The sequence below is a fragment of the Clostridium sp. TJA020 genome, from assembly GCF_058310295.1.
The window spans coordinates 474,787-499,891 of record NZ_JBZEFC010000001.1 but is presented as its reverse complement, the minus strand read 5'-3'; the positions used below and the strand labels follow the sequence as shown (position 1 = coordinate 499,891).

The 25,105-nt window shown below is 27.2% G+C and carries 22 protein-coding genes and 1 riboswitch; all 22 genes read left to right on the top strand.

Going from position 1 to position 25,105, the window contains the following annotated elements:
* Window positions 1–47 precede the first annotated feature (47 nt).
* The 22 genes from AC4FQ1_RS02715 to AC4FQ1_RS02610 all read left to right on the top strand — a co-directional run bounded on the left by AC4FQ1_RS02715 (window position 48) and on the right by AC4FQ1_RS02610 (window position 25,105).
* Window positions 48–836, top strand: coding sequence for an electron transfer flavoprotein subunit beta/FixA family protein (locus AC4FQ1_RS02715; RefSeq protein ID WP_303127646.1), 789 nt, complete (start codon window positions 48–50; stop codon window positions 834–836).
* Between the two features lie 13 nt (window positions 837–849).
* Window positions 850–2,040 carry an electron transfer flavoprotein subunit alpha/FixB family protein gene (locus tag AC4FQ1_RS02710; RefSeq protein ID WP_303127643.1) on the top strand — a complete coding sequence of 397 codons (1,191 nt, stop codon included), beginning with the start codon at window positions 850–852 and terminating at the stop codon, window positions 2,038–2,040.
* Between the two features lie 2 nt (window positions 2,041–2,042).
* Complete coding sequence (locus AC4FQ1_RS02705) at window positions 2,043–3,443, top strand: FAD-binding oxidoreductase (RefSeq protein ID WP_303127640.1); 1,401 nt, start codon at window positions 2,043–2,045, stop codon at window positions 3,441–3,443.
* A 206-nt stretch (window positions 3,444–3,649) separates the two neighbouring features.
* A complete protein-coding gene (locus tag AC4FQ1_RS02700) occupies window positions 3,650–4,486 on the top strand; it encodes a Cof-type HAD-IIB family hydrolase (RefSeq protein WP_303127637.1) in 837 nt (278 codons plus the stop codon).
* 192 nt (window positions 4,487–4,678) lie between these two features.
* Complete coding sequence (locus tag AC4FQ1_RS02695; RefSeq protein WP_303127635.1) at window positions 4,679–5,293, top strand: manganese efflux pump MntP; 615 nt, start codon at window positions 4,679–4,681, stop codon at window positions 5,291–5,293.
* Window positions 5,294–5,354: 61 nt separating this feature from the next.
* Window positions 5,355–5,735: a lactoylglutathione lyase gene (gloA, locus tag AC4FQ1_RS02690; protein ID WP_491168867.1), complete on the top strand. Its 381-nt coding sequence runs from the start codon at window positions 5,355–5,357 to the stop codon at window positions 5,733–5,735.
* 197 nt (window positions 5,736–5,932) lie between these two features.
* A complete protein-coding gene (locus AC4FQ1_RS02685) occupies window positions 5,933–7,147 on the top strand; it encodes a BaiN/RdsA family NAD(P)/FAD-dependent oxidoreductase (protein ID WP_491168866.1) in 1,215 nt (404 codons plus the stop codon).
* Window positions 7,148–7,165: 18 nt separating this feature from the next.
* Window positions 7,166–7,846 carry a pseudouridine synthase gene (locus AC4FQ1_RS02680; RefSeq protein WP_491168865.1) on the top strand — a complete coding sequence of 227 codons (681 nt, stop codon included), beginning with the start codon at window positions 7,166–7,168 and terminating at the stop codon, window positions 7,844–7,846.
* 273 nt (window positions 7,847–8,119) lie between these two features.
* Window positions 8,120–8,971 carry an HAD family hydrolase gene (locus tag AC4FQ1_RS02675; RefSeq protein WP_303127625.1) on the top strand — a complete coding sequence of 284 codons (852 nt, stop codon included), beginning with the start codon at window positions 8,120–8,122 and terminating at the stop codon, window positions 8,969–8,971.
* Window positions 8,972–9,198: 227 nt separating this feature from the next.
* Entirely contained in the window at window positions 9,199–10,224 is a 1,026-nt protein-coding gene (locus AC4FQ1_RS02670; protein WP_491168864.1) for a PfkB family carbohydrate kinase, read from the top strand.
* 21 nt (window positions 10,225–10,245) lie between these two features.
* Window positions 10,246–12,000, top strand: a complete 1,755-nt coding sequence (locus tag AC4FQ1_RS02665) for a glycoside hydrolase family 3 protein (protein ID WP_491168863.1) — start codon at window positions 10,246–10,248, stop codon at window positions 11,998–12,000.
* Window positions 12,001–12,044: 44 nt separating this feature from the next.
* A complete protein-coding gene (uidA, locus tag AC4FQ1_RS02660) occupies window positions 12,045–13,844 on the top strand; it encodes a beta-glucuronidase (RefSeq protein ID WP_303127618.1) in 1,800 nt (599 codons plus the stop codon).
* 210 nt (window positions 13,845–14,054) lie between these two features.
* The gene (locus AC4FQ1_RS02655; RefSeq protein ID WP_303127616.1) at window positions 14,055–14,750 is read left to right on the top strand and encodes a GntR family transcriptional regulator; all 696 of its coding nucleotides are present in this window, start codon (window positions 14,055–14,057) and stop codon (window positions 14,748–14,750) included.
* A gap of 268 nt (window positions 14,751–15,018) precedes the next feature.
* Window positions 15,019–15,870 carry an SDR family oxidoreductase gene (locus AC4FQ1_RS02650; protein ID WP_303127614.1) on the top strand — a complete coding sequence of 284 codons (852 nt, stop codon included), beginning with the start codon at window positions 15,019–15,021 and terminating at the stop codon, window positions 15,868–15,870.
* 11 nt (window positions 15,871–15,881) lie between these two features.
* Entirely contained in the window at window positions 15,882–16,490 is a 609-nt protein-coding gene (gene eda, locus AC4FQ1_RS02645) for a bifunctional 4-hydroxy-2-oxoglutarate aldolase/2-dehydro-3-deoxy-phosphogluconate aldolase (RefSeq protein ID WP_303127612.1), read from the top strand.
* Window positions 16,491–16,504: 14 nt separating this feature from the next.
* Window positions 16,505–17,554, top strand: a complete 1,050-nt coding sequence (gene uxuA, locus AC4FQ1_RS02640) for a mannonate dehydratase (protein ID WP_303127609.1) — start codon at window positions 16,505–16,507, stop codon at window positions 17,552–17,554.
* 22 nt (window positions 17,555–17,576) lie between these two features.
* Window positions 17,577–18,980: a glucuronate isomerase gene (gene uxaC / locus AC4FQ1_RS02635; protein ID WP_303127607.1), complete on the top strand. Its 1,404-nt coding sequence runs from the start codon at window positions 17,577–17,579 to the stop codon at window positions 18,978–18,980.
* A 3-nt stretch (window positions 18,981–18,983) separates the two neighbouring features.
* Window positions 18,984–20,387, top strand: coding sequence for an MFS transporter (locus tag AC4FQ1_RS02630; RefSeq protein ID WP_491168862.1), 1,404 nt, complete (start codon window positions 18,984–18,986; stop codon window positions 20,385–20,387).
* A 465-nt stretch (window positions 20,388–20,852) separates the two neighbouring features.
* Window positions 20,853–21,899: an aldose epimerase family protein gene (locus AC4FQ1_RS02625; protein WP_491168861.1), complete on the top strand. Its 1,047-nt coding sequence runs from the start codon at window positions 20,853–20,855 to the stop codon at window positions 21,897–21,899.
* 68 nt (window positions 21,900–21,967) lie between these two features.
* A riboswitch (cobalamin riboswitch) is annotated at window positions 21,968–22,154 on the top strand.
* A gap of 144 nt (window positions 22,155–22,298) precedes the next feature.
* Window positions 22,299–23,132: a sirohydrochlorin cobaltochelatase gene (locus AC4FQ1_RS02620; protein ID WP_491168860.1), complete on the top strand. Its 834-nt coding sequence runs from the start codon at window positions 22,299–22,301 to the stop codon at window positions 23,130–23,132.
* Window positions 23,133–23,143: 11 nt separating this feature from the next.
* Window positions 23,144–24,448, top strand: a complete 1,305-nt coding sequence (locus AC4FQ1_RS02615; protein WP_491168859.1) for a cobyrinic acid a,c-diamide synthase CobB — start codon at window positions 23,144–23,146, stop codon at window positions 24,446–24,448.
* Window positions 24,449–24,478: 30 nt separating this feature from the next.
* Window positions 24,479–25,105, top strand: coding sequence for a precorrin-8X methylmutase (locus AC4FQ1_RS02610; protein ID WP_303127591.1), 627 nt, complete (start codon window positions 24,479–24,481; stop codon window positions 25,103–25,105).

Here is a 25,105-nt window from a genome sequence, read left to right as displayed (position 1 = left end):
TATTAGTAGCTTGTATATTACTTTAAAATAGAAAGGTGTGAAAATTTATGAATACTATAGTTTGTATTAAACAAGTACCAGGAACATCAAAAGTTGAAGTTGATGAAAAAACAGGAGTATTAAAAAGGGATGGAATAGATACAAAAATGAATCCTTATGATTTATATGCCTTAGAAACTGCATTAAATATAAAAGAAGAAAAAGGTGGAGTTATAAAGGTAATAAGCATGGGACCACCTCAAGCTATGGAAGTAATAAAAGAAGCTTTTGCAATGGGAGCTGATGAAGGAACTTTAGTTTCAGATAGAAAATTTGCAGGAGCTGATGTACTTGCAACATCTTATACACTATCACAAGGAATAAGACAATGTGGAGATTTTGATTTGATAATTTGTGGTAAACAAACAACTGATGGAGATACAGCACAGGTTGGACCTGAAATGGCAGAATATCTACAAATTCCTCATGTTGCAAATGTAAGAAAAATATTAAAAGTAAGTGATGATTTTATAACAGTGGAAATGGACATGCCAAATACAATAGAAATTGTAGATGTTAAATACCCATGTCTTATAACAGTAGAAAAAGATATATTTGAACCAAGATTACCTTCATATAAAAGAAGTTTAGAGTCTAAGGATAGAGAAATAAGAGTTATATCTTTAAAGGATTTTGAAGATAAAAATGAAAAAAAATATGGATTAAATGGATCTCCTACTCAAGTTGAAAGAATATTCCCACCAGAATCAAATGATGACCATGAAATGTGGACAGGTAGTTCAGATGAGATAAGTGAAAAAATGACTAAAAAATTAAAGGAATTAAAGTTTATTTAAGGGGGAGTAAATTATGGCAAAGTTAGTAATAAATCAAGATAAAGTAGGCAACATAGAAGAAATTATAAAAATTTGTCCATTTGGTGCTTTAGAAGAAAAGGACGGAAAACTTGAAATAAATGCAAATTGTAAAATGTGTAAAATGTGTGTAAGAAAAGGTCCTAAAGGAGCAGTAGAATACGTAGAGGAAGAAGTAGTTAAAATAGATAAAAGCAAATGGAATGGAGTAGCTGTATATGTAGACCATGTAGATGGAGATATACATCCAGTTACATTTGAATTAATTGGTAAGGCAAAAGAACTTGCAGATAAGGTAAATCAAAAAGTTTATTGTTTATTTATAGGAAGTAATATAAAAGAAAAAGCAGAAGAATTATTACACTATGGTGTAGATGAAGTAATGGTATATGATAAAAAAGAACTTAAAAACTTCAGAATAGAACCATATGCAGCAGTAGTTGATGACTTTATAAAGAAGGTTAAACCAGCTGTGCTTCTTGTTGGTGCAACAACAGTTGGTAGATCATTAGCTCCAAGAGTTGCTGCAAGATGTAGAACTGGGTTAACAGCAGACTGTACAATATTAGATATAAAAGAAAATACAGATTTAGTTCAAATAAGACCAGCATTTGGTGGTAATATAATGGCCCAAATAGTAACTCCAAATTCAAGACCACAACTTGCAACAGTTAGATATAAAGTAATGTCAGCACCTGAAAGAAGTGAAAATGTTAGTGGTAAATTAACAATATGTGATATAGATTCTTCAAAATTAAATTCAAATATAGAAGTAAAAGAAGTTGTTGAAAAGGAAAAAGAACATAGTATATCAGAAGCTGATGTATTAGTAGTTGCAGGTAGAGCTGTAAAATCAGAAAAGGATATGGAAATGATACAAGAACTTGCAGATTTATTAGGTGGAGAAGTTGCAGTAACAAGACCATTAATAGAAGCTGGATGGGAAGATGCTAAAAAGCAAGTTGGATTAAGTGGTAGAACTGTAAGACCAAAGCTTATAATAACTTGTGGTGTATCTGGAGCTGTACAATTTACAGCAGGTATGAATAATTCAGATTATATATTTGCAATAAACAAAGATGAAAAGGCACCAATATTTAAAGTAGCTCACTATGGAATAGTTGGAGATATATATGAAATAGTTCCAAAATTAATAGAAGAAATAAAGGAAAGCAAGGGGGAATAATCATGAGTTACGGAAAAGTTACAGAAAATACTATAAAAGATATTGAAAATATAATTAATGACAGTGATAGAGTATTTTATGGGGAAAATATAAGTGAAGATTATAGTCACGATGAATTAGGCTCTATAAAAGAATTTCCTGATATAGTAGTTAAAGCTTTAACTACAGAAGAAGTATCAGAAATAATGAAATATGCTTATGAACATAACATTCCAGTAACTGCAAGAGGATCAGGAACAGGACTTGTTGGAGCAGCAGTTGCTATTCATAAAGGAATAGTTTTAGATTTAAGTGGTATGAATAAAATATTAGAACTTGATGAAGAAAATTTAACATTAACTGTAGAGCCTGGTGTGTTATTAATGGAAATTGCAAAGTTTGTAGAGGAACATGATTTATTCTATCCACCAGATCCAGGAGAAAAAACAGCAACTATCGGAGGAAATATTAGTACAAATGCAGGTGGTATGAGAGCTGTTAAATATGGAGTAACTAGAGATTACGTAAGAGGTTTAGAGGTTGTATTACCTAATGGACATGTAATGAATTTAGGTGGTAAAGTTGTTAAAAATAGTTCAGGATATAGTATTAAAGATTTAATTGTAGGTGCTGAAGGTACTTTAGCAATAATTACAAAAGCTACACTTAAATTATTACCATTACCTAAAAAGGCAATTAGTTTACTTGTTCCTTTTGAAAACTTAGAAACTGCAATAGAAACAGTTCCTAAGATAATTAAATCAAAATCAATTCCAACAGCTGTAGAATTTATGCAAAAAGAAGCAATAGTTGCAGCAGAAGAATATTTAGGAAAGAAATTCCCAGATCATACTTCAGATGCATATTTACTTTTAACTTTTGATGGAAATTCAAGAGAAGAAATAGAAAAAGATTATGAAAAGGTTGCGGATATATGTCTTAAAGAAGGTGCTATAGATGCATTTATATCAGATACTGAAGAAAGACAAGAATCAATTTGGTCTGCAAGAGGAGCTTTCTTAGAAGCTATAAAAGCTTCAACTACTGAAATGGATGAAGTTGATGTAGTTGTACCAAGAAATAAAGTTGCTGAATTTGTTAAGTATACTAATAAGTTAGAAAAAGAATATGATATTAGAATTAAGAGTTTTGGACATGCTGGTGATGGAAACCTTCATATTTATATATTAAGAGATAAGTTAAATGAAAATACTTGGGGTGAAAAACTTCAAAAAGTTATGCAATGTATGTATGATAAATCAAAAGAATTAAAAGGACAAGTATCTGGAGAACACGGAATCGGATTTGCTAAGAAAGAATATTTAAATGAATCATTAAGTGATGAATTAGTTGGCATTATGAAGGGTATTAAATTAACTTTTGACCCTAAAAATATTTTAAATCCAGGTAAGGTATGTGAATAATAAAATTTAAAAATAAAGATGTTAATTATTAATTTGGGATATTTTTTTAATGGTATAAGATTTTAAGAAAAAAGGCTTTTCCTTAATTGGAAAAGCCTTTTTAATTTGTAAAATTAAATTTTAAAATAAAAATTAATTCTATTTTAATTTTTATAAAGGTGATATAATTTGAAGATAATTTAAGTTAAAAAGGAGTATTTTTAAGAATGTATAAATTAGTTTGTATAGATATGGATGGAACATTATTAAATAAAAATCATTTTGTTAGTGAAGAAAATAAAAAAGCTTTAAAAAGGGCTACTGAATTAGGAGTAAATATTGCTATATCAACAGGTAGAATATTTGCATCAGCTAAAATATATGCAAATGTAACAGGAATTAAAGCTCCACTTATATGTTCTAATGGAGCTTATGTTAGAGAAAAAGATAATGATGAAATATTATTTAAATCGGTATTAAATGAAGAAGTTTTAAATAGTATTTATAATATAATAAAAAAACATAATTTGTTAGCTTATTTCGACACTCCTTATGGAATAATAAGTGATACTAAAATACCAGAAAATGATAGTCATAGAATTATGAATGAGTTGGTAAAGAATGAAGACAAGATTAAGTTTTATGAGTTTTCTGATTTTAAAGAAGCTTTTAATCTTTATAAAAATGATATATTAAAAGCAATAATTATAGAGACTAAGAATAGTAGTAAAATAGATGAAATTAAAGGGGATGTGGAAAGTTTAAAAGAAGATATTGATATTGTACATTCATGGAATGGAGCTATAGAAGTAATGGCAAAGGGAACTTCAAAAGGTGAAGCTGTAAAGCTTATTGCAAAAAGACTTAATATAAAAAAAGAAGAGATTATGTGTATAGGTGATAGTGAAAATGATTTATCAATGCTTAAGGAGGCGGGATTTGCAGTTGTTATGGGTAATGCGGAAGATAGCGTGAAGAAATATGCAGATTATGTAACTGATACAAATGAGAATAACGGAGTTTCAAAAGTCATAGAAAAGTTTATACTAGATAAAAAATATTGATTTTATTAAGTGTATTTGATATCATATTTAAGTGTTTAATTTGTGTGTTAAGAGAATATTTAAACAAATTAGGATGAGTTATTAGGTAAATAGGTTTTCTATTACTTAATATTAAATAACGAGACTTGCGTATAGCTTTTGCTGTTCATAAGTCTCATTTTTTTGTAATTTATATAAGAGGAGAGTTTTGTAATGAGTATTTTTTCTATTATTTTTACAGGTATAGGATTGGCTATGGATGCATTTGCTGTATCTTTAGCAAAAGGAATGACAATAAGGAAAAATTTAAAGAAAAAAGCTATACAAATAGGATTATATTTTGGAATTTTTCAAGGTATTATGCCCTTTTTAGGATGGATTGGTGGAAGATATTTCACTGAATATATGGGGAGATTTGGTACACTTATAGCTTTTATACTTCTATTATTTATAGGAGGAAAAATGATTTATGAGTTTATAAAAGGCCTAAGAGATAGAGAATTAAAAAATGTTGAAGAAGAATTAGCTTATGAAATAAATACTAATTATAAAGAGCAAATAAAAAATGTAAGTAATGATGAGCTATCAACTAAAAGTATAATATTACTTGCAATTGCTACGAGTATTGATGCATTAGCAGTTGGAGTTAGTTTTGCGTTTTTAAAAGTTAATATATTAGTTGCTATATCAATAATAGCTTTGGTTACATTTATAATATGCTTATTTGGTGTTATACTTGGCAAAAAACTTGGAGGTATATTTAGTAAATATGCTGAATTATTAGGCGGAATAATATTAATTATTATAGGATTTAAAATTTTAATGTAATGTGTAATAATAGTATTGTATAAATTTTGGTATAAATAATTTTAAAAAAGAGGAGAGTAATATGGGAGTTAAAATGTTACACACATGTATAAGAATAATGGATTTAGAAAAGTCTTTAAAGTTTTACAAGGAAGCTTTAGGGCTTATAGAAACTAGAAGAAAAGATTTTAAGGAGCATAAGTTTACTTTAGTATATTTATCAAATGAAAAAGATGGATATGAAATAGAGTTAACTTACAATTATAATCCTGAAAAGCCTTATGAACTTGGAAATGGATTTAGTCACATAGCAATTGGTACTAAAGATTTAGAAGGTATGAGAGACAAACATATAAAATTAGGATATGAAGTTACAGATTTAAAGGGATTACCAGGAGAAGCACCTAAGTATTTTTTTGTAAAAGATCCAGATGGATATATGATTGAAGTAATAAGATGCTAATAATAAAAAAGATACAGTAATTTACTGTATCTTTTTTATTATTAAAAACTTTGAAAATATTATAATTTAAAATATTAAAATTTTATATCATAGTAAAATACTCTTTATTGTTTATTTAGATAATAATTATATAGTATAATATTATATATTTTACTAAAAATAAATGGAATTTGATTTATAGATTGGAGATTAATTTTATGAAAAATGTAATAGTTGTTGGTGCTGGACCATCGGGTATAATGGCAGCTTTAAGTTCAGCAAAGTCAGGAAATAAAGTAACTTTACTTGAAAGAAATAATGAAATAGGTAAAAAGTTAAAACTTACAGGTGGTGGTAGATGCAATATAACAAATAATAGAGATATAGAAGAATTTTTTGATAAAATTGTTACAAATAAAAAGTTTTTATATAGTGCTTTTTATACTTTTTCTAATTTAGATATTTTAGAATATTTTAAAAAACATAATTTAGAATATAAAATTGAATATGATAATGATAATAAAGTTTATACAAAAAATGATAAAGCAGAAGATGTTATAAATATATTTAAAGAAGATTTGAAAAAGAATAGTGTTAATTTAATATATAATTCTAAGGTTATAGATCTTATAATTGAAGATAGTGAAGTTAAAGGAGTTATACTTGAAGACAATAGAAAGATTTATGGGGATAAAGTTATAGTTACTACAGGTGGAAAAAGTTATCCAGTAACGGGTTCTGATGGAAGTATGTTTGATATTTTAAAGAAGTATGGACATGATATAAAACCATTTTATCCGGCATTAATACCATTGGTAATAAAAGAGGGATTTATAAAAAATCTACAAGGAATTTCTTTAAAAGATGTAGTTTTAAAAACTAAGATAAAAAAGAAAAAAATAGAAATAGAAGGAGATATGATATTTACTCATTTTGGTATATCAGGTCCTGGTGTTTTAAAGTTATCATCTTACATAAATAAAATATTAGAAAATGAAGAAGTTTTAATAACATTAGATTTTCTTAAGGGCAAAACAAAAGAAGAATTATCTAAAATAATTAGAGAAAATAATAATAAAACAATATTTAATAATTTAAAGGGTTTATTACCTCAAAAATTTATTAAAGAAATATTAGAAAATTTAAGTTTAACAGATATTAAAGCTTCAGAGCTTAAAAAAGAAGATGAAAATAAATTAATAAATAGTTTAAAAGAAATGAATCTTACGGTAATAGAAACATTAACTATAAAAGCTGCTATGGTAACTAGTGGAGGAGTTAGTGTAAAGGAGATAAATTCATCTACATTAGAATCAAAAATAATAAAAAATTTATTTTTTGCTGGAGAAGTTATTGATATAGATGCTGAAACTGGAGGTTATAATTTACAAATAGCATATTCAACAGGGTATTTAGCTGGTCTAGATTGTTAAATTGAAAGGATATAATAAATGAGAATAAATAAACTTTTTAGTAACTATGGTATATGTTCAAGAAAAGAAACTAATAAGCTGATTGAAGAAAAAAGAGTTTTAGTAAATGGCAAATTAGCTGAAAAGGGTCAGTGGGTTGAAGAAACTGATTTTATATGCTTAGATGGTAAAAAAATCGAGAAAAAAGAAAAGATATATATAGCATTAAATAAGCCAGTTGGAATAACATGCACAGCTTCTTCAGATGTTTCAAATAATATAATAAATTTTGTAAATTATGAAGATTATATATTTGCAGTTGGTAGATTAGATAAAGAATCTCAAGGGTTAATAATACTAACTAATGACGGAGAGTTTTCAAATAAGATTTTAGAATCTGATAATAATCATGAAAAAGAATATATAGTTACTGTAGATAAAGAGATAGATAATGAGTTTATTATGAAAATGGAAAGTGGTGTAGAGATATTAAACACTATAACAAGACCTTGTAAAATTAAAAAAATAAATAGTAATTCTTTTAATATTATATTAACTCAAGGTCTTAATAGACAAATTAGAAGAATGTGTTTAGCTTTTGGATATAAAGTTTTAAAATTAGAACGTATAAGAATAATGAATATAACTATAGATGGAATAGGGTATGGTAAATACAGAAGTTTAACGAAAGAAGAAGTTAAAGAAATTATAAATTATTAATATTAAGTAATATAAGGGTTAAAGTATATAAAATAGTTAAATAAAGTAATTATTTAAAAGGCATAAGTTTAAAACTTATGCCTTTTAAATTATATATTTTTATAAAAAGATTAAAATTGGAGATTAATTAATAAATAAAATACATATTTTTTGAAAAGGTATTCAAAAAATAGTTGAAATGTTTATATTAATATGCTAGTATACAAGTATATTAGTTATATATTTTAATTCAAAAGACATAATTATTAAAAAAATATAAAAGTAGGTGAAGGTGTGGGAAATGTTTTAGAAGGGTTTGTTAAAAATAAAGATTTTCTTATTTGTATAGATTCTGATGGATGTGCAATAGATACAATGGATATTAAACATATTAAATGTTTTGGACCATGTATGATAACAGAATGGAATCTTCAAGAGTGGGAAATTCCAATATTAAATAGATGGAATGAGGTTAATCTTTATACAATAACTAGAGGAATAAATAGATTTAAAGGTTTGGCTTTAGCACTTACTGAAGTTAATGAAAAATATAAAAATATAGACGGTATTGATGATTTTGTAAAATGGACTAATGAAACAAAAGAGCTTTCTAATGAAGCTTTAGAAGCTGAAATAAGAGAAAATTATAATATTTGTTTAAAGAAAGCTTTAGATTGGTCTAAAAATGTTAATGAAGCAATTAATTTATTAAGTGATGATGAAAAAATTCCATTTAAAGGAGTTGCTGAAGGAATCAAGGAAGCTAAAAAATTTGCTGATATAGCAATAGTATCTTCTGCAAATGAACAAGCTGTGTTAGATGAATGGAAAAAACATAATCTTTTAGAAAATGTTGATATAGTGTTAACTCAAAATATTGGGTCTAAATCTTATTGCATAAGTAAGCTTATTGAAAAGGGCTATAGAAGAGACAATATTCTAATGGTTGGAGATGCATTAGGTGATTATGATGCAGCTAAATTAAATGAAGTATTATATTATCCAATATTAGTTAAAAAAGAAAAAGAGTCATGGAAAAGGTTTCATGATGAAGTAATAGATAAATTTATTAAAAATACATATAAGGGTAAATATGAAGAAACTGTTATTTTAGAATTTGAAAGAAATTTATCAAAGGATAAATAAAAATTATAGACAAAATAAAAAAATATTATTTTTTAAATATTTATGTTAAATGTATTTAAGAATAATTTAAAGTATCTTTTATAAAGAAAAATTTGGACAATTATTTATAAAATTATAAATAGCAAGTTAAAAAGTAATATATAAAATTTTGTTAAAACAATTAAAGAGATAATATATTTTGTGAAATAAGGAATACAAAACTTTAATAAAGTTTGGTGGGAGGAAATATGATGAAGTTATCTTTAAAGGATAAAAAAGTTTTAGGTTTTGGTGAAATAATGCTAAGACTTACACCTCCAAATAATCAAAAGATAATCCAAGCAAATTCTTTTGATGCAGTTTATTCAGGAGGAGAAGCTAATGTAATAGCTAGTCTTGCTATGTTTGGACACAATACTAAGTTTGTAACAAAGCTTCCTAATAATTATTTAGGACAAAAGGTTATAAATAAATTTAGAGGATATAATGTTGACATTCAAGATATTATTTTAGGTGAAGGTAGATTAGGTATATATTATTCAGAAATAGGACATGGATTAAGGAGTACAGAAGTTATATATGATAGAAAGTATTCAGCAATATCTATGGCTTCTAAGGATGAGTTTAATATAAATAAAATGTTAGAAAATGTAGGAATTGTTCATTTATCTGGTATAACTCCAGCTTTAAGTAATGAATTATATGAATTTTTAATTGATTTTATTAAAGCTTGTAAGGAAAAGGGTATACTAGTATCCTATGATTCTAACTATAGAAATAAATTATGGTCTATTGAAGAAGCGGGAAAATTTTTAAAAGAGATATTACCATATATTGATTTTGCTTTTTTAGGTCATCTAGATATGATTAATATATTAAAATTTGAAGATAAAAATTTAGAATTTGAAGAAAATTTAGAAGAGCTTTATAAAGAATTATTTAAAAAATATCCAAATTTAAAATATACTGCATGTACTAGAAGAAAAGTAAATTCAATAAATAATAATACATTAAAAGGATATTTATTTAATGGAAAGAAGCTTTTTAAGTCTAATGAATATACCTTTGATATTTTAGATAGAGTTGGTGGAGGTGATGCATTTACAGCAGGTGTTTTACATGGGATTTTAAAAGAGATGAAAGAGGAAAGAATTATTGAATTTGGAATATGTTCTAGTTCATTAAAACATTCAATATTAGGCGATATAAATCTTGTTGATGAGTATACAGTAGAATCATTAATGGATAGTGGGCTATGTAATATAAAAAGATAAATTAAAGAAGGGGAATAACATATGAGAGAAGTAGATTTAAAAGGAAAACCATTTTATTTATCAGATGAAGATATAAAGTGGGTAGAAGATACTATAAGTAATATGACAATAGAAGAGAAAATAGGTCAATTATTTGTAATAATGGATAAAACTCTAGATGGAGGTAAATCAGCTGTAGAAACAATAAAGAAATATCAACCTGGTGCTGCAAGATATATGGGTGGAAAAGCTTCTGATGTATATGAGCAAATAAAGAAATATAAAGAAGCATCTAAATTACCTTTATTAGTAGCTTGTAATTGCGAATCAGGTGGAGATGGGGCAGCTCAAGGAGGGACTTATATAGCAACTCAAGCAGCCGCTGGAGCTGTTAAAGACAATCAAGTAGCTTATAATGTAGGATATGTTTCAGGTAGAGAATCTGCAGCAGTAGGATGTAACTGGGCATTTGGGCCAGTATCAGATATATTTTTAAATTGGAGAAATACAATAATAAATACTAGATCTTATGGAAATGATCCAGATAGGGTATTAGAATATTCAAGAGCGTATATAAAAGGACTTGAAGAAAGTAAAATGATAGCTTGTACTAAGCATTTTCCAGGAGATGGAGTAGAAGAAAGAGATCAGCATTTACTTATGGGAGTAAATGATCAAAGTTGTGAGGAATGGGATAATAGTTTTGGAAAGGTTTATAAAGGATTAATAGAAGATGGTCTTAAAAGTATAATGATAGGACATATAGCTTTACCTTCATATTCAAGAAAGTTTATTCCAGAAATTACTGATGCTGAAATAAAACCAGCAACACTATCACCAGAAATATTACAAAATTTATTAAGAGATCAATTGGGATTTAATGGGTTAATAGTAACTGATGCATCTCATATGCTAGGTTTAACAAGTGCTATGCCAAGAAAAGAGCAAGTTCCAAGAGCTATTGCTGCAGGGTGTGATATGTTTTTATTCTTCCATCATCCAGAAGAAGATTTTGAATATATGATGAATGGATATAAAGAAGGAATAATTACAGAGGAAAGACTTGAAAATGCTTTAAAGAGAATTTTAGGATTAAAAGCATCAATAGGATTACACAAAGAAAAAGAAAGAGAAGAAATGATGCCTCCTAAGGAAGATTTAAATTTATTAGGTTGTGAAGAACATAAAAATTTAGCTGTTGATGCAGCAAAAAGAAGTGTAACTTTAGTTAAAGATACAGAGAATAATCTTCCTTTAAAACCAGAAACTCATAAAAGATTAAAAGTTTATTATATAACTAATCCTCAACCACTTGATATGATTATGGGAAATAATTCTACAAAAGAAGCTATAAAAGAAGAACTTGAAGAAGCTGGATTTAATGTTGATATGCATGAATCTTATCATGATTTATCAGCTAAGAATGGTCATAATATCAAAGATATAATGAATTCAATGTTTAGCGAAAGTGTAAAAGAAATGAAAAGTAATTATGATGCAGTTATTATGTTTGTAAATATGAAAGGATATTGTCAAGAAAATGTTGTTAGAGTTCAGTGGTCAATAGGACATGGTAATGAAATACCTTGGTATGTTAGGGAACTTCCAACAATATGTGTATCATTAAATCAAACTACTAATTTGTTTGATTTACCTATGATTAAAACATTTATAAATGCATATGGTTCAACAAGAACTGTATTAAAAGAAACTATAAAGAAAATAAAAGGTGAAGAAGAATTTGAAGGAGAATATAATGATACTGTATTCTGCGGAAGATGGGAAACTAGATTATAATAAATAAATTATATAAATAAAGAAATTTTGGGAGGTTTTTTATTATGTTATATCCAATAATGACAGAATCAAGAAGTGTTATAGACTTAAATGGTATATGGAATTTTAAATTAGATAAGGGAAATGGATTTACTGAAAAATGGTATGAATCAAATTTAAAAGATACAATAAAAATGGCAGTACCATCATCATATAATGATTTAGTTGAAGCTGAAGAAGTAAGAGATCATGTTGGTTGGGTTTGGTACGAAAGAAGCTTTACTCTTAATAAAAGCTTATTAGATGAAAGAATAGTATTAAGATTTGGTTCAGCAACACATGAAGCAAAAGTATATTTAAATGGTAAATTTTTAGTTGAACACAAAGGTGGTTTTACTCCTTTTGAAGCTGAAATAAATGAACTATTAGTTTCTGGTGAAAATAGATTAACTGTTGCTGTAAACAATATAATTGATGAAACTACACTACCAGTTGGAATGTTAAAAGAAACTGAAGTTAACGGTAAAAAGGTTATGAAAAATCTTGTTAATTTTGACTTTTTCAATTACGCAGGAATTCATAGACCAGTTAAAATTTATACAACACCAAAAACTTATGTTGATGATTTAACTATTGTAACTAAATTTGAAGATACAAATGGTTATGTAGACTATGATGTTAATTTTATTGGAGAAGCAGATATTAACGTATCAATAATTGATGAAGATAATAATATAGTAGCAACTTCTAAAGGGAAAAATGGACAAGTTGTTATAAAAGACGTTAAATTATGGGAACCAATGAATGCTTATTTATATAAATTAAAAGTTGATTTAGTTAAGGATAATATTTTAATTGACACATATTCAGAAGAGTTTGGAGTAAGAACAGTAGAAGTTAAAGAGGGTAAGTTTTTAATAAATAATAAGCCTTTCTATTTTAAAGGATTTGGTAAACATGAAGATTCACATGTTAATGGAAGAGGATTTAATGAAGCTATTAATGTAAAAGACTTTAATTTAATGAAGTGGATTGGTGCAAATTCATTTAGAACTTCACATTATCCATATTCAGAAGAAATAATGAGACTTGCAGATAGAGAAGGAATAGTTGTAATAGATGAAACTCCAGCAGTTGGATTACATTTAAACTTTATGGCTACAGGATTATTTGGTGAAAGTGTTAAAAGAGATACATGGAAAGAAATAGGAACTAAAGAAGCACATGAACAAATATTAAAAGAACTAGTTAAAAGAGATAAAAATCATCCATCTGTAGTAATGTGGTCTGTAGCAAATGAGCCAGATTCAGATTCAGAAGGTGCAAAGGAATATTTTGAACCATTAATTAAATTAACAAAGGAACTAGATCCACAAAAGAGACCTGTTACAGTGGTAACATATTTAATGTCTACTCCAGATAGATGTAAAGTTGGAGATATTGTAGATGTATTATGTCTTAATAGATACTATGGATGGTATGTTGCAGGTGGAGATTTAGAAGAAGCTAAGAGAATGCTTCAAGAAGAACTAAATGGTTGGGAAAAAAGATGCCCAAATAAACCTATTATGTTCACTGAATATGGAGCTGATACTGTTGCTGGTATGCATGATACACTTCCAGTTATGTTTACTGAAGAATATCAAGTAGAATACTATAAGGCAAACCATGAAGTAGTAGATAAATGCAAAAACTTTGTTGGGGAACAAGTATGGAATTTTGCTGACTTTGCTACAAGTCAGGGGATTATAAGAGTTCAAGGAAATAAAAAAGGTATATTTACAAGGGAAAGAAGACCTAAAATGATAGCCCATTCATTACGTGAGAGATGGACAAATATTCCAGAGTTTGGATATAAAAAATAATTTTAAATAATATAAAAAGGACTTTTAATAAAAAAAGTCCTTTTTATAATTTATATAATTAAAAATTTGCCTTAAAATATATAAAATTTTCAAATATTCTGAACGTATGAATATTATGTATATCTAAGTTTTTATGGTATAATAGCTATCATACTAGTATACTGGAGATAGTATTGAATAATTTAGATACTATAATAGGGGGTATTATAATTGATTATTTATAAAAAGTTAGATAAAGAGACGGGGAAGGAGTATGTATATAGAGTATTAAAAGATAATATAATGTGTTTAGAATTAAAGCCAGAAGAATTAATAAGTGAATCAGATTTAGCAAAAAAATTAAATGTTTCAAGAACGCCTATAAGAGAAGTTTTAATAAAATTAAAAGGAGAAAAATTAATTGAAGTTAAGCCTCAAGCTGGAACATATGTATCATTAATAGACTGGAAAATAATAGAGGAAGCAGTTTTTATGAGATATAATTTGGAAAAAGAAGTATTAATGGAAGCTTGTGATAATTTTTCAGAAGATGTTCTAATAGAATTAGAGAAATGTTTATTTGCTCAAAAGATAACTAAAAATAGGGCTGATAATTTACTTGAATTTCATAATTTGGATAATGAATTTCATAGATTACTTTTTAAAGGAGTATCAAAAAATAATATATGGGAATCTATAAGTAATATAAGCACCCATTATAATAGAATGAGATTATTAGCAGAAATGAAAGTTGATAAAGGGTTTTTAATTGATCAGCATATGATGTATTTAGATATTATAAAAAATAAAAATAAGGACGTAATTGAGGAATTTGTATTTAATCATATAAAGTCTCCAATTAAGGAGTGGGAAAAGTTAATAGAAGAAAATAGTGATGTAGCATGTTATATAAAAAATAAAAAATAAATTATTTAGCACTTAAAATTATTGATTAAAAAATAATTTTAAGTGCTTTTATTTTATATAAATAAAAATGTATTTTAAATAGCTTAGATTACAATGCTAAATGATTTATTGTAAATAGATAATAGTATTGAATTTAGTTACTTATTAATATTATATAAACTTTATTAAAAAAAATTATAATATTTATGAAAATGTATACAAAAAACTATTGAAATTCATATATTAATATGCTAGTATACAAGTATAACAGATGTGGGGAGGAATAAGAATGAAATTACCATTTAATATTGAATTAAAAGATAAAGTTTGTGTTGTTACAGGTGGAACAGGAATTCTTTGTGGGGCTATGGCTGATGCTTTAGCAGAATGTGGAGCTAAAGTTGCAATATTAGCGTTAGGTCAAGAAGCTTGCGATAACAAGGCAAAAGAGATAAATGAAAAAGGCGGAATTGCAATAGGAATTGAAGCTAATGTTTTAGATAAAGAAAGCTTAAAGAAAGCTCATGAAATAATACTTAATGAATTTGGAACAGTTGATATCTTAATAAATGGTGCTGGTGGAAATCACCCAAAGGGAACTACTACTAAGGAGTACTTAGATGCAGAGGATATAGAAAATGAGAGTTTAACAACATTTTTTGATTTAGATCCTAAAGGAGTAGAATTTGTATTTAACTTAAATTTCTTAGGAACTTTACTTCCATCACAAGAGTTTAGTAAAGATATGATAAATAAAAAAGGTGCAACAATAATTAACATATCATCAATGAACGCATTTACACCTCTTACAAAAATACCTGCATATTCAGGTGCAAAGGCAGCAGTAAGTAATTTTACTCAATGGCTTGCAGTTCATATGTCAAAGGTTGGTGTTAGAGTAAATGCAATAGCACCAGGATTTTTTGTAACAGATCAAAATAGAAAATTATTATTTAATGAAGATGGAACACCAACTGCGAGAACAGAAAAAATACTTAATAGTACACCAATGAAAAGATTTGGTGAAGCTGATGAGTTAATAGGAACATTATTGTACTTAGTATCTGAAGAAGCATCAAGCTTTGTAAATGGAGTTGTTATTCCAGTTGATGGAGCATTTTCAGCTTACTCAGGGGTTTAGGAGGAATGTGAATGATTTTAGATGAATTAAAAGCTAATGGTATTGTAGCAGTAATTAGAGGAGAAAGCCATGAACAAGCAAAAGGATATATGGAAGCTTGTTTAAAAGGTGGAATCAAATCATTAGAGCTTACTTACACTATACCTAATGTAGTTGAACTTATAAGGGAGTATAGTTCAAATGAACAAGCTTTAATTGGAGTTGGTAGTGTTTTAAATGGAAAAATGGCTTCTGATGCAATTGAAGCAGGTGCAAAATATGTTGTAAGTCCAGGTTATAGCGAAGAAATAAATACAGTTTGTAAAGCAATGAATGTTTTATATTTACCAGGTTGTATGACTGTTGCAGAAATAATGAAAGCTATGGATGCTGGAAATAAAATGATTAAGTTATTCCCAGGAGATTTATTTGGTGCAAAATTTGTAAAGGCAATAAAAGCACCTATTCCAAATGTTGAAGTAATGCCAACTGGTGGAGTATCAGTAGATAATATTGAAGAATGGTTTGAGAATGGGGTTGCTTGTGTTGGAGTTGGTAGTTCATTAATTAAAGGATCTCTTAATGATATAGAAAACACAGCAAAAGAGTTTATTTCAAAATTTAAAAAAATTAAAGGGTAAGAGGTGATAAAATCGTGAAAATGACATTTAGGTGGTATGGCAAAGATGATCCTGTAAAAATTGAATACATAAAACAAATACCAGGAATGAAAGGTATAGTAACAGCGATTTATGATATTCCAGTCGGTGAAGTGTGGCCATTAGAGAGAATTTTAGAATTGAAAAATGAAGTTGAAAGTCATGGATTAGAGCTTTCAGTAATTGAGAGTGTACCTGTTCATGAAGATATAAAACTTGGATTACCTACAAGAGATAAGTATATAGATAATTATATACAAACTATTAGAAATTTAGCAGAGGCAGGTATAGATACAATATGCTATAATTTCATGCCAGTTTTTGATTGGACAAGATCTGATTTAAATTATGAATTAGAAGATGGTTCAACATGTTTAATATATGATGAAGAACAAGTAAAGAAAATGGATCCTGCTTTAGGTGAATTAGAATTACCTGGTTGGGATACATCTTATGGTGAAGGTGGACTTAAAGGATTATTAGATCAATATAAAAATATAGATGAAGAAGCTTTATGGGAAAATTTAAATTATTTTATCCAAAGAATAATGAAAGTAGCTGATGAAGTTAAAATGAAAATGGCTATACATCCAGATGATCCACCATGGGGAATATTTGGTCTTCCAAGAATAATAACAAATTTTGAAAATTTAAAGAGATTTATAGATTTATATGATAGTCCATATCATGGAGTAACTTTATGTACAGGATCATTAGGCTGTACAAAGGTAAATGATATTGTTGAAATGATAAATTATTTTGGTAAAGAAAGAAATAGAATACATTTTGCCCATCTTAGAAATGTTAAGATAACTGGAGATAGCAGCTTTAATGAAGTTTCTCATTTATCAGAATCAGGTTCTTTAGATTTTTATAAAATTGTGAAAGCATATTGTGATTATGATTTTGATGGACCATATAGACCAGATCATGGAAGAATGATTTGGGGAGAAACTGGAAGACCAGGATACGGACTATATGACAGAGCTTTAGGAGCAGTTTATATTAATGGGTTAATAGAAGCAATTAATAAAGGGGAAAAATAAAATTTAAGGGGAGTTTTTTAATATGAAGAAATTTATGAATAAAGACTTTTTACTAGAAAATGAAGTGTCAAAAGTTTTATATCATAATTATGCTTCAAAGGTGCCAGTGTTTGATTATCACTGTCACCTAGTCCCAATGGAAATAGCCACAGATCATGAGTTTAAAAATATTACTGAAATGTGGCTATACCATGACCACTATAAGTGGAGGGCTATGAGAAGCTATGGTATAGATGAAAAGTATATAACTGGTGATGCTAGTGATTATGAAAAATTTTATGAATTTGCTAAAATGATGCCATATTTAATTGGAAATCCAATTTATCATTGGTCTCATTTAGAACTTAAAAGATTCTTTGGTGTGGAAGAAATTTTAAGTGAAAAAACAGCAAAGGTTATATGGGATAAATGTAATAAGTCAATAAAAGATAATAAATTAACAGCAAGAAAGCTTATCGAAATGGCAAATGTAGAGTATATAGGTACTACAGATGATCCTATAGATGATTTAAGGTTTCACAAGCAAATTAAAGAAGATAGTAGTTTTAAATGTATTGTTGCACCAACATTTAGACCTGAAAAGGCTATGAAGATTAAAAATGAAGGATTTATAGAATATATAAAATTATTATCAGAAGTAAGTAATTTAGAAATAAAATGTTTTAATGATTTAGAAAAAGCACTTGAATTTAGATTAGATTATTTTTATGAAAATGGTTGTATGATTACAGATCATAGTTTGGAGAGAATAAACTTTTTGAAGTTTTCATATGAAGAGGTTAATGAGATATTTATAAAAGCATTAGATGGTAAAGAAATTTCTGAAAAAGAAGCATCAATATATTCTATAGCACTATTAATTTCTTTGGGAAAAATGTACTCAAAGAGAAATATGATAATGCAATTACATATAGGAGCTTTAAGAAACAATAATACTAAAATGTTCAATAAAGTGGGAGCAGATGCTGGATTTGATAGTATTGATGACGGAGAAATAGCATATTCACTTTCAAGAATATTGGATGAATTAGATAAAGAAGATAATCTACCAAAGACAATTTTGTATTGTTTAAATCCTAAGGACAATGAAGTTATAGGAACTATGATTGGAAATTTTCAAGGTCAAAATATTTGTGGAAAAATACAATTTGGATCAGGTTGGTGGTTTAATGACCAAAAGGATGGAATGGAAAGACAAATGACTGCATTATCACAACTTGGGCTTATTAGTCAATTTGTTGGTATGGTTACAGACTCAAGAAGCTTTTTGTCTTATACAAGACATGAATATTTTAGAAGGATATTATGCAATTACATTGGAGCATTAGTTGAAAGTGGACAATATCCTTATGATGAAGAAATATTAGGTGAAATAGTAGAAAATATTTGTTATAAAAATTCTGTTAAGTATTTTGGAAGGGGTTAACATATGAGCGTTTTAGATATTATTAGTGCAAAAGGAAACAAAACAAAAGAATTTAATAATGGGGATAAAATTGGATATGCTTTTGGAGATTTTGGGTGTGGAGCATTCTTTATGTTTGTTAGTAGTTACTTAATGCTATTTTATACAGATGTATTAGGAATAAGTGCAACGGCCGTAGGTACTTTGTTTATAGTTGCTAGAATATGGGATGCTATAAACGATCCTATAATGGGAATTATTGTTGATAAAAACAAACATACAGAACATGGAAAATTTAAACCTTATGTAGTTAAGTTTGGAATACCTATGAGTTTAGTTGGAGTTCTAGCATTTACAGCTATTCCAGGTCTTCCAGATAATATGAAAGTTTTATATGCTTATGTAACATATATTGCTTTCGGTATGTTATACACAGCTGTTAATATACCATATGGATCTTTAGCTTCAGCTATGACATCAGATCCAAATGAAAGAACAGCACTTTCAACATTTAGAAATATTGGTTCAATTGGAGCAAATTTATTAGTAATGTTAGTAGTTCCTAAAATAGTATTTACTGATGGTGTAGTAACAGCAGGAGGATTCTTTAAATGTGCAGTAATATTTGCAATAATATCTTCTATAAGCTATATGATAACGTTTAGATTAACAACAGAAAGAATAGTTTATAAAGCAGATGATAGTAAAAAGGTAAATGTAGGTAGTACAATAAAAATATTATTAAAAAATAGAGCTTTTGTTGGAGTAACTTTATCATCCTTTGCTATAGTTGCAGCTATGCTTACTGGATCTTCCTTAAATGCATACTTATTTAAAGAATATTTTCATAATGCAGGGCTTATTTCTTTAGCAGGTATAGCAACTATAATCCCTATGTTCCTTATAATACCTTTTGTTGGTAAAATAGTAAGAGTATTTGGTAAAAAAGAAGCAACAATTGGTGGACTAATTTTATCAATGGCAATCTATTTAATATTATTCATTATGCCAATAACTAATCCTTATTTATATATTGGATTAACTATGATAGCTGGATTAGGTTCAGGACTTGTAAGTGCAGTAACATGGGCATTAGTTGCAGATGTTATTGACTATCAAGAATATTTAAGTGGAGAAAGAAATGAGGGAATAGTATATTCTTCTTACTCATTATGTAGAAAATTAGCTCAAGCAATATCTGGTGGTGTTGGAGGATTTGCTTTAGGATTTTTAGGATATGAATCAGGTGTTGCTGTTCAAGCTGAATCAGTAGGTGTTGGAATAAAAAATATAATTTGTGGGGCAAATTTTATTGGACTAGCAATTGCAGCATTAATATTAGCGTTCGTATATAATCTTTCTAAAAATAAAATTTCAGAAGTAAATAAAGAGTTAAGTAAAAAGAGAATGGAAGCATGTGCAGAATAAAAATAATTTATATATAGATTTAAATAAAAATATTTAATTTTAAAAGTAATACTATTTAGTTAAGTATAGATTAGTAATACTATTTAGTTAAGTAGAGATTAGATTTTAACTAAAAGGACTTTTTCATAGAAGAAAAAGTCCTTTTGATATATATATTTACTTTTTGGCAAAAATTGCTTTAAATAATAAATAAATTTTAATTAATTTAAATAAAAAAGTTTTGTGAAAAAACATTTATATGTAATTGACACTAAGATAATATTTTACTAAAATTAAATCACAGTTATGAAAACATTTTCTATAATTTAAAAATATATTTAAATTAAAATTATTTAAGGAGGGTATGTTAGCTTTTGATAATTATATAAATTTTTAGAATTAAATTTAAAAGAGGACTATTCATTACGAAAAATTAATAAATATGTATGGGATGTAATATAAATTTTATTTTGTGAGGGTGAAAAGGTGAAATTAGATAAAAAGGTAATTGCAAAGTTTGATTCAAATGAAATTAAAAGTTATACTATAACGAATTCTAAAGGTTTTTCTGTAACAGCTCTTAATTATGGAGCTATAATAACAGATATTATGGTGAAAGATAAAAATGGCAAATTAGAAAATGTAGTTCTGAAATACAAAGATATTAATGACTATAAAGATAATCCATCTTATTTTGGTGCTCTAATTGGAAGAACTTCTGGAAGAGTTTGTGAAGGAAAAGTACTATTTAATAATAAGGTTTTAGAGTTTAATAAAAATTATGGAATTCATCAAGGTCATGGAGGGGACAAGGGCTTTGATAAAAAAGTAATGGATGTAAAAACAAATATTGGCCCAAAAGAAAGTTATATAGAATTTTCTTTTAAAAGTAAAAACAAAGAAGAAGGATATCCTGGTAATTTAGATGTTATTGTAAGATATACAGTAACAGAAGATTGTTCATTAAAGATTGATTATAGAGGGATTTCAGATGAAGATACTCTTTTAAACTTAACTAATCATAGTTATTTTAATTTATCTGGATATGAAAAAGAAACTGTACTAAATCATTGTTTATATGTAGATAGTGATTATTTAATAGAATTGGATAATACACAAGTTCCAACTGGAAATTTAATAGATTTAACTTATTCTCCATTTGATTTTATAATACCAAAAACTATAGGGAGAGATATAGAAAAAAATAACTATCAATTAAAAATTGGTTCAGGATATGATCATCCTTGGCTACTTCACGAAGGAGATAATGTTAAAGTAAGGCTTTGGGATGAGACTTCAGGAAGATGCATGGATGTTTATACAAATCAAAAGGCAGTAGTTTTATATTCTTTAAACTTTCCAGATGATAGAGTTATTGAAAATGGAAAGTGTGCAAATATTAGAAGTGGGATAGCTATAGAAACGCAAAGTCCTCCAATTGGAAGAAATAATTCCTTTATAGAAGACTCTATACTTCTTAAAGATAATGAATATAAAAAGCAAACTATATATAAATTTTATATAAAAGAATAATTTAAAATTAAGTAGTAAAGAAAGTTGAATATTATTAAAAATTAATATATAATTAATGAACGAGAAAAGTAAATAAATATTTTATAGGTGAATATAAATAAAGTTATATTTTAAAAGGGAAAATGGTGTGAGACCATTACAGCCCCCGCTACTGTGAATAGGAGACAAGTTTAATATAACCACTGAATTTTTTCGGGAAGGATTAAACAAGAATGACCCTTAAGTCAGGAAACCTGCCTATAAATAAGTATCTATTCTTCGGAGGGAAGGAATATAGGTTATATTTAGTAATATTTAAGATGATATTTAATTTTTTACTTATATGTTGCAATTTATTAGCACTTTTATCCTTTGAGGTAAAGGTGCTTTTGTTTTTAAAAATAAGTTTAGAGGTGAAAAATGAAAAAGGCAATTTTAGTAGTTAGTTTTGGTACAAGTTATTTAGATGCATTAGAAAACTCAATTGAAAAAATAGAAAAAGAAATAAAAGAAAATTTTAATGAATACGATATATTTAGAGCTTTTACTTCTCATATGATAATTAATAAATTAAAAAGAGTACATAATATACAAGTTGATAAACCAGAGTTTATACTTGAGAAATTAAAAGAATTAGGTTATGAGGAAGTAATAGTACAACCACTTCATATTATACCTGGAGAAGAATATGATTATGTAAAAGGAAATGTATTAAAATTTAAAGATGATTTTAGAGTTTTAAAATTTGGAAGACCAATATTCTTTTATCAAGGAGAAGAAGAAGCACCAAATGACTATTCTATATTTATAGATAGTATAAAGCATGTATTAGATTCAAAAGAAGATGAAGCAGTAGTTTTATTTGGTCATGGAAGTATGCATTATTCAAATGCTGTATATGGGGCACTTCAATCAATGCTTTATGATGAAGGATATGAAAGAACTTTTGTTGGTACAGTAGAAGGTTACCCAACAATAGATACAGTTATAAGTAGATTAGAAAGAAACAATATAAGAAAAGTAAAGCTTGCACCTCTTATGGTAGTTGCAGGAGATCATGTTAAAAATGATATGGCATCAGATGAAGAAGATTCATGGAAAACTATATTAGAAAGTAAAGGTATAGAAGTAGATATACATATGAAAGGTTTGGGAGAAGAAAAAAGCTTTAGAGACATATACATAGAACATATTAATGATGCAATAGAAGATAAGTTTAAAGGTATCGGAGAAACTAAGAAACTTAAAGGATAGGAGATTAAAGTATGAAATCTTTAATTATTTCTTCAAATAAAAGTGGTGGTGGCAAAACAACTTTTACATTAGGACTTATGAATTTGCTAATGAAAAAGGGATTTGATGTACAAGGATATAAAGTTGGTCCTGATTATATTGATGGAGCTTTTCATAAATTTATTACAGGAAAACCATCTAGAAATTTAGATTTATTTTTGATTGGAGAAGATGGTGTTAAATATACTTACTCAAAAGGCTCTGGAGATTTAGGAATAATAGAAGGTGTTATGGGTCTTTATGATGGAAAAGGAATAGACATATTTGCTTCAACTTATCATGTATCAAAGGTTCTTGAAGATATGCCAATACTTTTGGTTATTACCCCAGGAGCACAAAGTGTAACTCTTTGTGCAGAGATTAATGGAATAATTAATTTTAAAGGGGCTAATGTAGTAGGAGTTATATTAAATTCAATAAGTAAAAGTTATTATATGCTTTTAAAAGCTGCTATAGAGAAAAATTGTAATATTAAGGTGTTTGGATACATAGAAAAGGATGAGAATTTATCCTTAGAAAGTAGACATCTTGGCTTAGTTCAAAGTATTGAAGTAAGTAACTTAAAAGAAAAAATAGATTATTGTAGTAGTATTATAGAAAAAAATATTGATATAGATGCATTATTAAATGAATTTAAGAGTATTGAAAGTGAAAATAAAAATTTAAATATAGAATATAAAAACATAAATATAGGTATTGCTTTAGATGAAGCATTTAGCTTTTATTATGAAGAAAATATAGAAATATTAAAAAAAATAGGTAACTTAATATATTTTAGTCCATTACATGATAAAGAAATACCAAAAAATTTAGATTTCTTGTATTTAGGTGGAGGATATCCTGAAGTATTTAAAGAAAAACTTTCTAAAAATAAGTCTATGAGAGATAGTATTAAAAAATCTTTAGAAAGTGGATTGAGGTGTTTTGCTGAATGTGGTGGACTTATGTATTTAACAAAAAATATTGATGGGTATGATATGGTAGGTTTTTTTGATGGTAATAGTGAAATGACTGGGAAATTACAAAGATTTGGATATGCAAATCTTATACTAAAGGATAATAAAAATTTAACTATAAATTGTCATGAGTTCCATAAATCTAAAGTTAACTTAAATGAAGAAAAAGTTTATAAAATTACTAAAGAGAATTTTTTAGGTAAAAAAGTTGAGTGGACATGTGGGTATGAAAAAAATAATACTATAGCAGGATATCCTCATGTTAATTTTTTAGGAAATATAGAATTTTTAAAAGAAATTATAGGATATAAAAATTACTAAAGATATTGTTTTGGAAAGAAGGTAAATTTAATGAGTTATATAAAAAATCCTATGGGAATCGAAAAAAGAAGTTTTGAAATAATTGGAGAAGAACTTGGAGACCATAACTTTTCTGATGAGGAACTTCTTATAGTTAAAAGAGTTATTCATACAACGGCTGATTTTGAGTACAAAAATTTATTAGATATAAGTGAAGGTGCAATAGAAGCTGGTAAAGAAGCTTTTAAAAAAGGAGCAAAACTTTACACAGATACTAATATGATTGTATCTGGAATAAATAAAAGAGCATTAAATAGTTTAAATTCTGAAGCTAAATGTTATGTTAACTTAGAGGAAGTTCACAAAGAAGCAAAAGAAAAAGGAATAACTAGATCTATGGCTGGAGTTGAGAGAGCATCAATAGAAAATGTTGATATATTTGTATTTGGTAATGCACCTACAGCACTTTTTAAATTAAGAGAACTTATAGAAGAAGGAAAAGCTAATCCTAAACTTATAATTGCAGTTCCAGTAGGTTTTGTTGGTGCTGCTGAAAGTAAAGTTGGGCTTGAGGATTTAAATATACCTTTTATAAGAGTAAACGGAAGAAAAGGTGGAAGTACAGTTGCAACAGCAATAGTTAATGCTATTATGTATATGCTTTATGAAAGAGAGTAA